The organism is Vibrio sp. M250220 (assembly GCF_036533795.1).
Taxonomy (GTDB): Bacteria; Pseudomonadota; Gammaproteobacteria; order Enterobacterales; family Vibrionaceae; genus Vibrio.
The window spans coordinates 1-15,685 of the sequence record NZ_JATABI010000003.1; the positions used below are offsets into that span (position 1 = coordinate 1).

The window sequence follows — 15,685 nt, forward strand, 5'->3', positions numbered from 1 at the left end:
TACATGAAACAGTAACTCGGAATCATCAATGCAAAGCAATGTGGCAACTATTAAAACGGGTTCGAAACTTTATGGATAACATTTCATCGTTTCCCAGCGGTGGTCATGGAGTACAAAAAGTGAAGCATAATTAGGATCAGCTATTTAGCATTCTTATCTCTCTCTTAGTTACTGGATGGAGGCTATTAAGAGGTTTAGAATCGAGCATCTCTAATAACTGGTATATTGTTTCTATCCTTGAGGTGTTTCCTAACAACTCTTCTATCTCGTTTGCCGCTTCTCTTGAGAGCCCCATATTGATAAGGTTAACCATATTCTCATCACAAGCACCGATCTCCAGATAGGTATGTAATTTTACACTTGTCTTGTCAATACCTTTCTGATTCATTTTATTAGTGAGTAGCAAATGATAGCAGCTTAAAGCATTTCTAAGCCTAAACCTTATATCATTATTTATAACCTTAATAACGTTCCTTACAGACTTGTTAACATTGCTAGAATCGGTATTATCTTTATCCCATGCAATCTGTTCTGTTATAATTTCTTTAAGGCTTTTTCCTGAAACCCATTTAGATGAAATGACACAAATATAATTGATTGTATATTCATCACTATTAATATACACACCAAGTTCATTTAGTTTAAAAGCTACTCTAAGTAGTACTTCATATAAATCAGGAGACTTGGGATGTGGTAGTATCCAATCATTGAAGTCTTCAATACTATCTAAGAAGCTAAACAATTTATTTTGTTGGATATAACCGACAGTTGGATTAGCTTCTAATGTAAACGGTGCTACTCTTAGCGACCTGTAAGCTTTATTTACTGATTTCAATAGCAACTCAACATCATCATCTTGTAAAGATAATTCTTTCGAGCCTAAGGTGCTTTCTAGTCCATCATTAGAGAACTCTCTAATGAGCTTGTTTGCAATGGTATAAAACCTATATTGATCAGACTCATCGTGGGGATATGTACCAGACAGAGCATGTAATACTCCAGTGAGCTCTGTGTTAAGGGTTTTATAGTATGTAGGTAGTTTGTTTTCTTCGTCTTCATCGTCTTCAAAGTAATCTTTGAATGTCCAGCTTTCAGGATCAATGAGAAAGATATTTCCTGAGAAGTGTTCCAGCATTCGACCTGCACGGCCTGTGATGTTGTTGAGCTTTACATCTTCTAAGCGTTCAGATGGTTTTCCAACAACGGTCTGTATTGGGTTTTGTAAGAATAAGTTTTTAGCTGGTAGGTTTACACCCTCGGCTAACGTACTAGTACATGCAATAAAGTTAACTTCTCCATCTTTCGCTAGATTCTCTATCATTACTCTAACAGAGCTTGGTAGAGGGCCGTAATGGAAAGCTACTCCCTTTCTTAGGTTATTTGCCAGACTAAATTCTTCATGGATGAACTTTTCAATGTAATCGGCCGCTTCTTCGAGGTTATCTGTAACATTAAATTCATCGATGCGCTCAGCTATGTCCCTTGCAGTATCTTCACAGTAATTAGTTTTATTTCTGTAGATTATGTTACTTTGTCCTTTACCAAGCCTTAAGACTATGTCGGCTAGCTTAACCCCTGTAAAAGCCTTTGGTATAGTTACAGTATGGTTTAGGTTTTTACTCGATATCTCTATGTTTCTACCAACCAATTTTACTGACATTATTATCTTTGCGACAGGCGAGTGCCTTGTTATCTCCTTGTGGAACTCAATATCGCTAAACACTGAACTAAAGGCGTTCTTGTAGCTTTCCGAAGGCATACTAATAATGATTTGAGGAAAACTGTCTTCAAGCAGTTTCTCTAAGGTCAAGTGGAGAAGTACACCTCGGCTTTTATCTGAAATGTTATGAGCTTCATCTATGAATAAATAGTTAAAGCTTAGGTCTCCTCGCTGGATTAGCTCGTAGAGTCGTTCTTGTGTCATAACAAAGACCGTTTTATCGCTAAATTCTTTGTCATCTCGTGGAACTGTGCAAATTTCGATATTTTCGTGTTGTCCAAAGCCTTTAGCTATTTCGTAAACTTTTCCAGACACTTCAGAAATGAGTGCCCTAGTTGGGACTACAATTGCAGCGAAAGAACCGTTGGAGCTTTCAGATACCTCTCTAACTAAGTATGTCAATATTATATGAGTCTTACCGGCTGAAGTAGGAGCGATAGTGAGGACATCCTCGTCAGACTCTAGATTCTCCCACAACATTCTTTGAAAATCGGTCAATGGGAAGTCAAGTTCTTTAACCGAGTTGAGATTTTTCTTAAACTCAAACCTAGCGTTGTTATAAAACCCTAAATCCATCTTTACATCTGGATAACGGTGCTCTAGAAGAGAAATATTCGGAAAATCCCCTGAATCAATAAACATGCTTTTAGCAATGGGTACTAACTCAGGGTACAGCTCTCCCGATACATCAAGTAGCATAGCCAGAAAAATAGCGGCCTCTCTCCTTGTGTCTTGTTCGGTAGACTTCCCAAAGTATTGAATCACAGAAACTATTCTTTTTACGAAGTTCCTATCAAGCTCTATTTCGTTTCCTAAAAGATAACCCACGTAAACATTGAATAAGGTTTCTTTATCCTTACTAAACTCAGGGTGTGAAGAAATCTTTATGTTTACCTTATCTGCTAACGTATTCATTTATATATTCCTGTGTAAGCAATAAATTCTTCGACCAGCTTGCTTACACAAGTAAATGGCAACATTAATAGTGTAACTTCATTAACATCAAGGCCCTTATTCTGTACTTTTCCAAAAAAGTCGTTGATGTACTCATTAGCTACTTTCTCATATGAACCAATGTAGTCGGAATCGTTTTGAAAAATAATGTCTGGCTGAGTAAAGCCGATGAAGCAAGGAGAGTGAATATGCTGAATACTATCGGATGATGTATAAGGGTTAAGAGCATCTAGTATTCTTTCCTCAAGTTCATCGTCTAAATTAGGGAAGTCCATATGGCTTTCAATGAGATCAAACTCATCCCCAAACTTTTCTTTTGCACTTTCGATTGAGGAGGCTGCACTTGCTGCCGCAGCCTTGAACTTTTGGTAAAGTTTCGATTCACCTAAGTAAACTCTAAAGCTCCCATCAACCATTTGAGCGTGAACGGCGTCTGCCCCAAATACAGGCATAGTTGCTCTATCTTTCATCGATACCTTACTGAGTATCTTTGGAGCTGATAAGTAAACGTCAAGTAATGTGAACAAAATTAGCTCACCAAGCTCTCCTTGGGCTGTATGTTTACTTATTTTTCTTAAAGCTTTGTTAAAGAGTTCGTCCATCGCAGTATCACTGCTTTTACCAAGCTTTCTTTCAATTTCCGTACATGTAAAAACATAGTTTTGTAGGATGCCATTTTTGATACATTCAAAAAACTCAGACAAGCTAGCTTTTCCATCTTCGTGACAAGGAAGGTAAACAAGTAACGTGTTCACCTGACGGCCATCTTCTAGACAAAAAGTTGTTGGTAACTCTTTTAGAATACTCTTTATTTCATCTGCATTGGATAGTTGAGGTTTTAATACGGGCTCCATGGGCTATTAAGATGCTCCAGATAGTATTATGAAATAATCATCATAATACACCCGTATTTATTGTAGGTATTAATTGTTTTTAGCTAACTAATTGTATTTGTGACGTTGATAACTTTTGAATTAGAAATACGCATAGTTCCAACTCTAGTTAGCGTTTGTAGATACCATCTCTCAACTTAATCAGCAAGCATAGTTCTAGCTCGTTTGGGGCTGATATTCAGTCTGCGTTTTGAGTATCCCAAAGCAAATCTGAATAAGTTTTCTCATTGCCGCTCCAAGCGCTTGCATTTTGGTTTTACCTGCTGCCAGCAACCTTCGTTTCTGCTCTTTAATATCAGGGTTGTGGGTGCTAGCACTTACCGCCGCCAAGAACAATTTAGCACGAACTCTTGATGGGCCAACCTTACTCAAGGTAGTCCTACCTTTGAGGTTTCCCGATTCATTTAGTCTAGGGATGAGCCCAACAAAAGCTGCGGCCTGCTTTGCACTAGAAAACTGTTTAGCACTGAATAAGTAAACAAGTTCGCGAGACATGACCTTACCAACACCAACGATGCTTTGTAATAGTTGATGATTTTTATTCATGGTAGGGTCTGATCTAATAGCTAGATCAATCTCTTCCTCAATCGTTTCATTCTCTCCTTGGGGATTGTCCACAACGCTTCGCTAAAGTTAATTTCACTCCAAGTTGCATTGGTTAACTCGCTTTTGCGCACCATAGTCAACAACAGCAACTTTACCGAAGCACGAATCGTAGGCGTGGTTCCTACCTTTTCCAGGGCGCTCCACGCTCTACTATTGCGTCAGTCAATGCTCACAGATCTTCATGAGTGATTTCTGTCAGCTTCTGATTGCCAAATTTATCTTTAAGTTCTCGGGTATAGACTGAGCGACGCATATCCCGGGTAGAATCGGCCATCTGATAGCCACGCAGCCATTTCTGAGCCCAGGTACCAAAGGTTTCAGCATCTTTCGTTCTCGCCTTCGCACGTGCTTTCTCTTTAGCCGGTGACTTTCCATCAGTAACCATTCGCTTCGCTTCATTGAGACGCTCACGCGCTTCAGCTAACGTGATGCCTCCTACTCCGTAACGACCAAAGGTAATAGTTTCTTGTCTGCCATTGATCGAGTAGTTGTAGCGAAAAGAGATAGAGCCTGCGGTAGTGACAGCAACATAGAGGCCATCACGGTCATTGACTTTGTATAGTTTATCTTTGGGTTTGAAATTGCGTAGCTTGGTATCGGGCGTAATCCATGGCATTACCGATGAATCATACCCATCAAAATACCACGATCAAACCGTGCTTGGCGTTGCCAGACATTGCCAAAAATGACTAAGCCAAAAACAAAAAAAGTCCGCTATTACGCGGACTTAGGTATGATTTAGTGCCAGTTAGTGCCAGACCCTTCTTAAAGGAGCATTATTCCCACTCGATTGTCGCTGGTGGCTTACCTGAAATATCGTAAACAACACGTGAAATACCATCAACTTCGTTGATAATGCGGTTAGAAACCTTACCTAAGAAGTCGTATGGTAGATGCGCCCAGTGAGCAGTCATAAAGTCGATTGTCTCTACAGCACGTAGTGATACAACCCAATCGTACTTACGACCGTCGCCCATTACACCAACAGAGCGTACTGGAAGGAATACCGTGAACGCCTGAGAAACTTTGTTGTAAAGATCAGCAGCGTGCAGTTCTTCAATGAAGATAGCGTCCGCACGACGTAGTAAGTCACAGTACTCTTTCTTAATTTCACCAAGAACACGAACACCTAAACCCGGCCCTGGGAATGGGTGACGGTAAAGCATATTGTATGGCAGACCAAGTTCTAAACCAATCTTACGTACTTCGTCTTTAAACAGCTCACGTAGTGGTTCAACAAGACCCATTTCCATATCTTCTGGCAGGCCGCCAACGTTATGGTGAGATTTGATTACATGTGCTTTACCAGTCTTAGATGCCGCTGACTCGATAACGTCTGGGTAGATCGTACCCTGAGCAAGCCATTTAGCATTCTTCAGCTTCTTCGATTCTTCATCGAATACGTCAACAAATACATGACCGATAGTCTTACGCTTATCTTCCGGATCAGATTTGCCTTCTAACGCTTTTAGGAAGCGATCTTCAGCATCTACTTTAATGATGTTTAGGCCAAATTTATCGCCAAACATGTCCATTACTTGCTGACCTTCGTTAAGACGAAGTAGACCGTTATCAACAAATACACATGTTAGTTTGTCACCAATAGCACGGTGAACCAGCATAGCAACAACAGAAGAGTCCACACCACCAGATAGGCCAAGAATCACTTCGTCATCACCAACTTGTTCTTTGATACGAGCAACTGCGTCTTCAATGATAGATTCTGAAGTCCATAGACGCTCACAACCACATACGCCAAGAACAAAGTTCTCTAGCATCTGTAAGCCACCTTTCGTGTGAGTGACTTCTGGGTGGAACTGAACACCGTAGTATTTCTTCTCTTCGTTTGCCATTGCAGCGTAAGGACAAGTATCCGTTTCGCCAACTTTCACGAAGTCTGCTGGAATTTCTACAACTTTGTCGCCGTGGCTCATCCAAACATCTTGAGTCGCTTCAAGATCTTTGAAGATAGCTGAGTCACCAGATACTTTTACTTGCGCGTAACCGAACTCACGTTCAGTTGAGCCAGCTACTTTACCACCTAGCTGCTCAGCCATAGTTTGCATGCCGTAACATACACCTAAAACTGGAACACCTGAGTCAAATACGTACTGTGGCGCGCGTGGTGAGTTTGCTTCTGTTACGCTTTCTGGGCCACCAGATAGAATGATACCGTCTGGATTGAATTCACGAATATCCGCTTCTTCAACATCCCAGCTCCAAAGTTCACAGTAAACGCCGATTTCACGTACGCGGCGAGCTACTAGTTGAGTGTACTGAGAACCGAAGTCCAAGATCAGAATACGTTGGTCATGAATATTTTTAGTCATTTTGAGCAGTCTTATAAGCTAAGTGATTAAAATGCAGGCGAGTGTACTCGCCTCTTCTTAATGCTTCAAGGAAAAGCAACCGTTTTCGTTAGGCTATATTTCAGCTGGTTATCTCACTGATAAGGGCTGTTGAGTGCCATTAAGTTAGTGAAATAACCAGTGAGGATTAACCTAGACGGTAGTTTGGTGCTTCCTTAGTAATTTGAACGTCGTGTACATGAGACTCTTTCATGCCAGCGCCAGAAATACGAACGAATTCAGCTTTCGTACGTAAGTCTTCGATAGTCGCGCTACCTGTTAGACCCATGCTTGAACGTAGACCACCCATTTGCTGGTGTACGATCTCTTTTAGGCGACCTTTGTAAGCAATACGGCCTTCGATACCTTCAGGTACAAGCTTGTCTGCTGCATTGTCAGACTGGAAGTAACGATCTGATGAGCCTTGCGACATGGCACCAAGAGAACCCATGCCACGGTAAGCTTTGTATGAACGGCCATTGTATAGAATGACTTCACCTGGTGCTTCTTCTGTACCCGCGAACATCGAACCAACCATAACGCAAGATGCACCCGCAACGATTGCTTTACAGATATCACCAGAGAAACGGATACCACCATCAGCGATAACTGGAATACCGTACTGGTTCGCAACTTCTGCAGCATCTGCAATTGCTGTTACTTGAGGAACACCAACACCCGTTACGATACGAGTCGTACAGATTGAACCTGGGCCGATACCAACTTTAACTGCACTTACACCCGCGTCGATCAGTGCTTTAGCACCAGCACCAGTTGCAACGTTACCACCAATGATGTCTAGGTCAGGGTATGCTGCGCGAGTTTCGCGGATACGGTTAAGAACACCTTCAGAGTGACCGTGAGAAGAGTCGATTAATAGAACGTCAACGCCAGCTTCAACAAGTGCTGCAACACGCTCTTCGTTACCAGCGCCTGCACCAACGGCTGCACCAACACGGAGACGACCTTGTGCATCTTTACATGCATTTGGCTTACGTTCTGCTTTATGGAAGTCTTTTGCTGTGATCATACCTTTTAGTTGGAACTCATCGTTCACAACCAGTACTTTCTCTACACGTGCTTTGTGCATTTTCTCTTGAACTTCTTCACGAGTTGCACCTTCTTTAACGGCTGCCAAACGCTCTTTAGGCGTCATGACAACATCTACTTTCTTAGAAAGGTCTGTTACAAAGCGAACGTCACGACCAGTGATAATACCAACGAGTTCGTTGTTATCGGTTACCACTGGGAAACCTGCAAAACCATGCTTTTCTGTCAGAGCCACAACATCTGCAATCGTCGCATCAGGACTTACGGTGACTGGATGAGAAACCACACCCGCTTCGTAAATCTTAACCTGATGAACCATCTCAGCTTGTTTCTCGATAGACATGTTCTTGTGGATAAAGCCAATGCCACCTTCCTGCGCAAGAGCGATAGCGAGACGAGCTTCCGTCACGGTATCCATAGACGCAGAAATCATCGGAATATTTAGAGTGATATTTTTCGTCAACTGAGTGCGAAGATCAGCTGTGTTTGGGAGAACGGTGGAGTGTGCTGGCACAAGTAGTACGTCATCGAATGTCAGCGCTTCTTTGGCAATTCTTAGCATTTGCAATATCTCACAATTAGAGGAGTAAAAAAACAATCCGGTCTCATCGTTTCGCATAATGAGGGCAGCAAGCTTGGGAAACTCCACTGCATTTGGATTAGATATTGCGGACGGATTATACGGCTTAGGAAATCGCTTGGCTACACATTTTTCTATTTTTTATTTGCATTTACCCCCTTGATATGTATTATATTGCCGCTAATTTCCATACTCACGTCTACGAGATTAGCTGTGTCTTCTCTGACCAATCAAAACATCTTTACCGTCTCTCGCCTCAATGCTGAAGTGCGACTTTTGCTTGAAAATGAGATGGGTATTGTTTGGTTAGTTGGTGAGATTTCTAACTTCTCTGCTCCCGTTTCAGGTCACTGGTACCTGACCCTTAAAGACTCTCGCGCTCAAGTCAAATGTGCCATGTTTCGTGGTAACAATCGCCACGTCACCTTTAAACCACAAAATGGCAACCAAGTACTGGTCAAAGCTCGTCTATCTCTCTATGAACCTCGCGGCGACTACCAGTTAATTATCGAGAGTATGCAGCCAGAAGGCGATGGTCGACTCCAACAACAATTCGAAGAGTTGAAACTTAAACTCGCAAGTGAAGGTTTGTTTGCTCAGAGCAACAAACGCCCTTTACCCGAACATCCTAAACGCGTGGGTGTCATCACTTCTAAAACTGGCGCAGCCCTGTTTGATATTCTTGACGTACTCAAACGCCGTGATCCTTCATTACCCGTGGTCATCTACCCTACTATGGTTCAGGGAGAAGAAGCCGCTATCCAAATCGCTCAAGCGATTGGTTGTGCGAATAGCCGCAATGAGTGTGATGTTCTGATCGTCGGTCGTGGAGGCGGTTCATTAGAGGATCTATGGTGCTTTAACAACGAGATTCTCGCCCGCACGATCGCGGCCAGTCAGATCCCAATTATCAGTGCGGTTGGTCATGAAATCGATGTGACGATCGCCGATTTCGTCGCGGATATGCGTGCACCGACACCGTCTGCTGCCGCTGAGCTAGTCAGTCGTGATAATAGCCATAAAGATCAAGCTCTCATTGGCCGTCAACACAAGCTTGTTGCTGCGATGCGCCACTACATCAATGAACAAAAACGGTGCACCATCTCACTTGTACACCGTTTGGAAAGACAGCATCCAAGCTATCAGTTGCAGCGCCAAAGCCAGCAACTTGATGAGCTAGAAGTGAAACTGCACCGCGCGATGCAGCACTATATTTCAGTTCGCCAGCAAAAAGTCGAGCGTCTGCAACACAGAGTTGCTCTCAACTCCCCTTTCAAGCGTCTATCTGAACAGAAAGGGACATTGCAAAGACTCGAACAGAAACTGTTGGATGCGATGGATAGAAAGTTGCTTAACACACGTCATCAACTGGCACTGGCGGCTGAAAAACTTGACACCGTTAGCCCTCTAGCAACGTTAAAGCGCGGTTATTCCATTACCCAAACAGAACAGGGCAATGTGGTAGTTCGAGCCACAGACGTAAAGACAGGTGACATCTTGGTCACCCGCTTATCTGATGGCGAAGTTTGTTCAACAGTCAATTAGCAACAAACTCAAATGTTACTTTCGATTTAGACTTTAACTCATTACAGCTGTTACAAAAATAGTTGGCTGCTCCACACGCCTGAAGCTTCTCAAGTTCCGCGTCACAATCTGGGCAGTAGCCTATTTTCTTGTAGCTGACTTGGCAGCTCTGGCACTCATATTGTCCATCCCACTGCAGTTCAGCATTACAGCTAGGGCATTGATTTTCAGTCATAGCACTCTCTTTGATCTAACAATATCTTTCCATCAGTATCATTCGCTTCATCATCTACCAGCAATGATCTTAATCAGTATAGACTGCGCTTTGCGTGCTTAACCTGATACATTGACTGGTCCGCACGTCGAATTATCCCTTCAATCGAATCACTATTTGGCGTATGACTGTAGCTATAGCCGACACTGACTTTGACCTGATAGCCATCAATGAGTCGCATACCATTAAAGGCACGTTCTAAACAGCCAGAGAAGTCTTCCAAATCGGACAAGCTTTCGAAGCAACAGAAGCCAACAAATTCGTCTCCTCCATAGCGCCCTAGCACCGAACGAAGCTGAAACTGTTGCTTGAGTACTTCGGCAACTTCGATCAACACACTATCCCCAACATCATGACCAAAGCGATCATTGATATATTTGAAGCTATCAATATCGATAAAAAAGCAGGCAAACAGCAAGTTGCGATTTTCATCATTCAACAATGTATTTTGCACTTCTAATTGCAACATTCTACGGTTGAAACAGCGTGTTAGAGGGTCACGGCTTGCGTGAAAGTGCAGTTGCTCTTCCAACTGATACTTTTCCAGTGCAACCGCATATAACGAAGCGACCATCTCAAGTATTTCGAGTTCTTCTGTGGTTGGGGAGGACGGTTTTTCGCTGTAAATGGCAAATGTACCAAGCACGCTACTATCAGATGCAATGATCGGTACAGACCAACAGGCATGCAGATTCGCTTGCTGAGTTAAAGCCGTATAGGGCCGCCAGTTTTCATGCTGATTTATATCCGAGACGACAACCGGTTTTCCCGTTGCCGCGGCTGCACCACAAGAGCCGACTTGAGGTCCGATGGCAACCCCTTCAATCGCTTGATTATAAAACTCAGGCAAATGTGGGGCGTATTCTAAATACAAGTGTCCGTCAATATGTCGCAAAATAGACGCGAGCCTTCGACCAAATAATTGTTCCGACAATGCGATAACGGCTTCATTTAGTCGAGACTTGTCCATTCCTAAAGCTAACTGCTGCAACAAACGATTCACTGCCCGGTGAGCATCGAGCAGGCTGTACGTGTTCATTTCGCGTGCCTTATTCTTTTTTAATATAGTTATATGAGGAGAATATCATATACACATATGAAATTATCTGAACTGGAACACGCTTAGATGATCTTGTACAGATCATCGGCAAAATCCATTTTGATCAGCGATCTACCCTAAAAAGAATATTTATATAACCACATACCGAAAGCATAAGTTACATATGCTGCATTTCAATTTTAAACAGGATTTAAATCCAAGTATGAATCAAAATCCAAACCAAACAGGATTTAATAAAAAGATCATTTACTACTATGATGGCTTTACACTGGTGTGCATTTCAATGTTTTGCTCATCTATCTGAGTTAAGCGCACTTCAATAGCAGCGTATTCAGTCAATGAGTTTACATGGCTGCCACCGCAAGGGATTACCGCTATTTCCCCCTGATGGAGATCGCACTGCCAGTAACGCGAATCGGTCAATGCTTCACCATGACACTCTACTTTGACCTCTGAACCAAGTTCGATCCACTGCAACAAAATGTGATTCACCTGTTGTTGAATTTGCTCAAGATTACTCAGCATATCTGCGCTGTTCAGGCCACGTTTACGTAACGTTTTACCTAGTCGATAGGTATCTAAGCATTGATCAGGAGTAACAAAGCTGGTGACCTGAGCATAGCTGTTAAAATCGTAATGGCCATGAGGGTCTTTGCGGTCAGCGTCTTTTCTCCAATAACCTTGCTCCGTTAACACTTTGTTCAACGCTAAGTAAGATAAATGACCCGCGCTATGTCCACGACTTAGCGAACCTTGGTAAGCCTTGTCTACAGCAAGAGTTACTCGCTCTCCTAGCTGCAATGCAGAACAATCTGCTGCTAAACAGTGTACGACGACAAAACACCAACCGGATTCGTCACGCTTGACTGGAATCTCATGCCCAACATATAACTCACCCGTTGCCAGTTCTACCGCACCAACTTGGCAATCAAGAACGGGGAGCTGGTTCAGTGTCCCTTTATCTGCCGGATGATCCGGCCAAATGTGGCTAACAGGGTGAAAGGGCGTTTTATCCGTTACAACGTAAAGATATTCACTACCACGCTGTAGCAGTTGAATGTCTGCGTCTAACTGCCAGATTCCGTGGCAGAATTGGGTAATCGTGGGGGTAACTTGCATCGTTTATTCCTATAAAAAAAGCGCCGGAACGAATGCGGCGCTTTTCATTTAACTCGACAATCTGATCTTTCTCATCAAGATCAGTTTTTACGATTTTTCATCATGCTCATCAAGCGCTTACGTTTACGCTCTTGAGACAGTGTCATCTTGTTCGATTTGCCTTCGAACGGGTTATCACTGTTCTGGAACTGAATACGAATTGGTGTACCCATAACTTCCAGTGACTTACGGTAATAGTTCATCAAGTAACGCTTGTACGAATCTGGTAACTCATTAACCTGGTTACCATGGATAACCACGATTGGAGGGTTGTAACCACCTGCGTGAGCGTATTTCAGCTTCACACGACGACCACGAACCATTGGTGGCTGGTGATCATCCGTTGCCATCTTCATGATACGAGTCAGAACAGAGGTACCGACACGAGTCGTAGCCGATTTGTACGCTTCTTGCACGGATTCAAATAGGTGGCCAACACCTGTGCCGTGAAGCGCTGAAATAAAGTGAATACGGGCAAAATCAACAAAGCCAAGACGACGATCGAGCTCTTTCTTGACCTGCTCTTTGACGTCCATATCTAGGCCGTCCCACTTGTTGACAGCGATAACGATAGAACGACCAGCATTCAGCGCAAAGCCAAGTAAGCTAAGGTCTTGATCTGAGATGTTCTCACGCGCATCGATAACCAGCATAACAACGTTCGCGTCTTCTACTGCTTTGAGTGTTTTTACTACCGAGAACTTTTCGACCGTTTCGTTAATACGAGTACGACGACGAACACCCGCGGTATCAATCAATACGTATTCGCGACCATCACGTTCCATCGGAATGTAGATAGAGTCACGAGTCGTTCCTGGCATATCGTAAACAACAACGCGTTCTTCACCCAAAATTCGGTTTGTCAGTGTCGATTTACCTACGTTTGGACGACCGATAATGGCCAGTTTGATTGGCTGATCTTGAAGACGCTTGAACTCTTCTTCCGCCTCTTCTTCGCTGTAGTCGAGCTTCTCGTCTTCATCGACAAACTCGGTCAGATCTTCAATCTCACCTTTTGCTTCTTCAAGAAGTTGCTCTGCGAATGGGTTAAGAGCTAGATCGATAAGTGCCGTTACGCCTCGGCCGTGTGCCGCAGCGATTTGATACATGTTTTCTACGCCAAGCTGCCAAAATTCTGCACTTGCCGCATCAGCGTCGATACCATCAACCTTGTTTACAACCAGCATTGATGGCTTTTCAATTTTACGTAGGTGTGAAGCAATAGCTTGGTCAGCAGCAGTCAAACCAGCACGACCATCGACCATAAACAGTACAACGTCTGCCTCATCGATTGCCGCCAGTGACTGTTGAGCCATTTTGGTTTCAACACCTTCTTCTGTGCCATCAATACCACCGGTATCAATAACGATAAATTCGTGTTCACCAAGCTTAGCTTGGCCATATTTACGGTCACGAGTTAAGCCAGGGAAATCCGCAACCAATGCGTCGCGTGTACGAGTCAATCGGTTAAACAACGTTGATTTGCCAACGTTTGGACGCCCTACCAGAGCAACAACAGGTACCATAACAACCTCTACAATATTCTTTACTTTATGTAGTTATAGGTAACGACTCAGCAGAAATCACGTCGTGAGACCTTTACCTATAACCACATCAAACTATGGGTATCTAAAACAAACAAACGGCTCCCAACTGTTACCAGCTAGGAGCCGAATGTGAATTATATCACACGATTACTCGTTGATCGTCAGTTTCTTTACATCGCCATTGCGAGTCACAGCTACGTAACCACCGGGAACCGCAATTGGAGCAACGGCAAAGCCACTACTGTTGACTTGCTGCATCGAGACAAACTCGCCGCTACTGCGATCAATCCAATATAAGTAACCTTCGCTGTCACCAACAACAACGTACTGATTAATCATGACTGGTGCTGTTACCAAACGATGCTCTAATTGCTCGTTTGACCACAACTCCGTGCCACTACGAGCATCAACCGCCACAATGTGGTCTTGGTCGGTCACAACAAACAAACGGCTACCGTCACTCACTAAGTCAGTTGAGGATGAGTAGTTGCGCTTCCACGCCGCTTTACCCGATCGTAGATCGATGGCCGTCAACTGACCGTTATAGCCAACAATGTACAGTGTACTGCCTAAAATTAATGGAGATGCATCAACGTCGACTAGACGATCGATTTCTGTCGCACCTTGTGGCATACCAATTGGCTGCTGCCAAATGAGTTGTCCACGTTCGACAATAGCGGCGGCCAATCGACCATTAGCCGTACCCCAGAACACACCACCAGAGGCAGTCACAGGTGCACTGTTACCACGTAAAGTCAGACTTGGAACCTCTGTACTGATGGTCCATTTTACTTCACCGGTCACTTGATCCAGTGCCTGCAAGATGCCCTTGTTGGTATGGACAATAACAAGGTTGCTATCCGTTGCTGGTGCAGCGAGCACTTCACCATCAACGTCAGCTTGCCAATTTAACTCACCCGTTTCTTCGTTGAAGGCGAATAGACGCCCATTTTCGCTACCGACGAAAATTTGACTGTACGCTGCCGTAATACCACCAGACAATCGAGCCGACACATCAGCTTCAACATTGGCTTCCCAAAGTGTTTTACCACTTTCAGGATCAAGTGCTTTAACCACGCCATCACGACCCGCGACAAACACTTTGTCGTAAGCATATTCAGGAGTCAGCTTTGAGTAGTATTGCCCTACACCACCACTGACTGAATTACTCCACTCAGATTTAGGTGTGAACTCGCTGTCCACTTGAGGAACTGGCGCCATGATAATGGTGTCTTCTTCACTAGCACAGCCCGCCAGTACGCCAACAAACATTGCCGTTGCAAGCGCCTTTTTAAGCATATTCTTCATGCTACGCCCTTACTTGGCTAGGTCATCCAGTTTCATTTGTAGAGCCTGGCTAGCGTCACCAGATTGCTGCGCTTCTGTGTATGCAGAATACGCTGCTTGTGTATCGCCTTTACGCAACAAGATGTCGCCTTTCAACTCAGCAACACGACCTGCCCAACTTTGGTCAGTGATGTTGGCGAGTTCTGCGATAGCGGAATCAAACTCACCTTGCTCCGCTTTAACACGCGCAAGACGGTAGTTAAGTACCGCAGATACTGCTGCATCTTTGGTTGCAGACTTCGCCCACTCTAGTTGAGCCAACGCTTCATCCAGATTACCCGCTTCAACTTGAACTTTAGCCAGTTGTAACGCAGCAAGCACTGAGTATTCAGTCTCTTTGTTGGCATCAATGAAAGCTTGAATATCGCCTTCTGCTGATGCGCCTTTTTCTGCTAATGATTGTACCGCTTTGGTGTAGCTTTCAGACGCGGCTTCTTGAGCGGCTGTTACAGAGTCTTGATAGTAACGCCAACCAAACAGACCGCCCAGACCAACAACCGCACCCAAAATGACTGCTTTGCCGTTCTCTTTCCACCAATCTTTGATCGCTTCTACTTGTTGTTCTTCAGTATCGTAGAGTTCCACTTCCTGTCCTCTTACATCTTAAAAAAGTGGCGATACTCA

General features: G+C 43.8%; 12 protein-coding genes and 2 pseudogenes. 2 read left to right on the plus strand and 12 right to left on the minus strand.

The features are described from left to right. Window positions 1-134: pseudogene (locus tag QTN94_RS01640) on the plus strand (IS630 family transposase); the annotation flags it as partial. 2 nt (window positions 135-136) lie between these two features. Here QTN94_RS01640 and QTN94_RS01645 read toward each other — a convergent pair. From QTN94_RS01645 to guaB, 6 genes and pseudogenes are all read right to left on the minus strand, one after another. After that, complete coding sequence (locus QTN94_RS01645; protein WP_331426643.1) at window positions 137-2,635, minus strand: DEAD/DEAH box helicase; 2,499 nt, start codon at window positions 2,633-2,635, stop codon at window positions 137-139. After that, window positions 2,632-3,528, minus strand: a complete 897-nt coding sequence (locus tag QTN94_RS01650; protein ID WP_331426644.1) for a HamA C-terminal domain-containing protein — start codon at window positions 3,526-3,528, stop codon at window positions 2,632-2,634. The genes QTN94_RS01645 and QTN94_RS01650 overlap by 4 nt, the downstream gene beginning before the upstream one ends. A 195-nt stretch (window positions 3,529-3,723) precedes the next feature. Further along, window positions 3,724-4,113, minus strand: a complete 390-nt coding sequence (locus QTN94_RS01655; RefSeq protein WP_331426646.1) for a transposase — start codon at window positions 4,111-4,113, stop codon at window positions 3,724-3,726. 23 nt (window positions 4,114-4,136) lie between these two features. Next, window positions 4,137-4,780 (minus strand): annotated as a pseudogene (locus QTN94_RS01660) (tyrosine-type recombinase/integrase); the annotation flags it as partial. Window positions 4,781-4,949: 169 nt separating this feature from the next. Continuing rightward, on the minus strand, window positions 4,950-6,503 hold the full coding sequence (gene guaA / locus QTN94_RS01665) for a glutamine-hydrolyzing GMP synthase (RefSeq protein ID WP_269377606.1): 1,554 nt from the start codon (window positions 6,501-6,503) through the stop codon (window positions 4,950-4,952). 166 nt (window positions 6,504-6,669) lie between these two features. Next, window positions 6,670-8,133: an IMP dehydrogenase gene (gene guaB, locus QTN94_RS01670; protein WP_269377607.1), complete on the minus strand. Its 1,464-nt coding sequence runs from the start codon at window positions 8,131-8,133 to the stop codon at window positions 6,670-6,672. A 231-nt stretch (window positions 8,134-8,364) separates the two neighbouring features. Here guaB and xseA point away from each other — a divergent pair, with 231 nt between their 5' ends. Then, the gene (gene xseA / locus QTN94_RS01675; RefSeq protein WP_331426647.1) at window positions 8,365-9,696 is read left to right on the plus strand and encodes an exodeoxyribonuclease VII large subunit; all 1,332 of its coding nucleotides are present in this window, start codon (window positions 8,365-8,367) and stop codon (window positions 9,694-9,696) included. Here the strand turns inward: xseA and QTN94_RS01680 are convergent. From QTN94_RS01680 to QTN94_RS01705, 6 genes are all read right to left on the minus strand, one after another. Beyond that, the gene (locus tag QTN94_RS01680) at window positions 9,689-9,910 is read right to left on the minus strand and encodes a zinc ribbon domain-containing protein (protein ID WP_331426648.1); all 222 of its coding nucleotides are present in this window, start codon (window positions 9,908-9,910) and stop codon (window positions 9,689-9,691) included. The two genes, xseA and QTN94_RS01680, sit on opposite strands and share 8 nt — an antisense overlap. A 73-nt stretch (window positions 9,911-9,983) precedes the next feature. Next, window positions 9,984-10,988, minus strand: a complete 1,005-nt coding sequence (locus QTN94_RS01685; RefSeq protein WP_331426649.1) for a sensor domain-containing diguanylate cyclase — start codon at window positions 10,986-10,988, stop codon at window positions 9,984-9,986. 273 nt (window positions 10,989-11,261) lie between these two features. After that, window positions 11,262-12,128: an alanyl-tRNA editing protein gene (locus QTN94_RS01690; RefSeq protein WP_331426650.1), complete on the minus strand. Its 867-nt coding sequence runs from the start codon at window positions 12,126-12,128 to the stop codon at window positions 11,262-11,264. Window positions 12,129-12,208: 80 nt separating this feature from the next. Further along, on the minus strand, window positions 12,209-13,693 hold the full coding sequence (gene der / locus QTN94_RS01695) for a ribosome biogenesis GTPase Der (RefSeq protein WP_331426651.1): 1,485 nt from the start codon (window positions 13,691-13,693) through the stop codon (window positions 12,209-12,211). Window positions 13,694-13,861: 168 nt separating this feature from the next. After that, window positions 13,862-15,022 (minus strand): outer membrane protein assembly factor BamB, encoded by a 1,161-nt coding sequence (gene bamB / locus QTN94_RS01700; protein ID WP_331426652.1) that lies wholly within the window; start codon window positions 15,020-15,022, stop codon window positions 13,862-13,864. Between the two features lie 9 nt (window positions 15,023-15,031). Further along, entirely contained in the window at window positions 15,032-15,646 is a 615-nt protein-coding gene (locus tag QTN94_RS01705; RefSeq protein ID WP_331426653.1) for a YfgM family protein, read from the minus strand. Window positions 15,647-15,685 lie beyond the last annotated feature (39 nt).

Excerpts from the sequence above, each read along its gene's own strand:
- QTN94_RS01645 (WP_331426643.1), bottom strand. The coding sequence starts at position 2,635 with ATGAATACGTTAGCAGATAAGGTAAACATAAAGATTTCTTCACACCCT.
- QTN94_RS01650 (WP_331426644.1), bottom strand. The coding sequence starts at position 3,528 with ATGGAGCCCGTATTAAAACCTCAACTATCCAATGCAGATGAAATAAAG.
- QTN94_RS01655 (WP_331426646.1), bottom strand. The coding sequence starts at position 4,113 with ATGAATAAAAATCATCAACTATTACAAAGCATCGTTGGTGTTGGTAAG.
- guaA (WP_269377606.1), bottom strand. The coding sequence starts at position 6,503 with ATGACTAAAAATATTCATGACCAACGTATTCTGATCTTGGACTTCGGT.
- guaB (WP_269377607.1), bottom strand. The coding sequence starts at position 8,133 with ATGCTAAGAATTGCCAAAGAAGCGCTGACATTCGATGACGTACTACTT.
- QTN94_RS01680 (WP_331426648.1), bottom strand. The coding sequence starts at position 9,910 with ATGACTGAAAATCAATGCCCTAGCTGTAATGCTGAACTGCAGTGGGAT.
- QTN94_RS01685 (WP_331426649.1), bottom strand. The coding sequence starts at position 10,988 with ATGAACACGTACAGCCTGCTCGATGCTCACCGGGCAGTGAATCGTTTG.
- QTN94_RS01690 (WP_331426650.1), bottom strand. The coding sequence starts at position 12,128 with ATGCAAGTTACCCCCACGATTACCCAATTCTGCCACGGAATCTGGCAG.
- der (WP_331426651.1), bottom strand. The coding sequence starts at position 13,693 with ATGGTACCTGTTGTTGCTCTGGTAGGGCGTCCAAACGTTGGCAAATCA.
- bamB (WP_331426652.1), bottom strand. The coding sequence starts at position 15,022 with ATGAAGAATATGCTTAAAAAGGCGCTTGCAACGGCAATGTTTGTTGGC.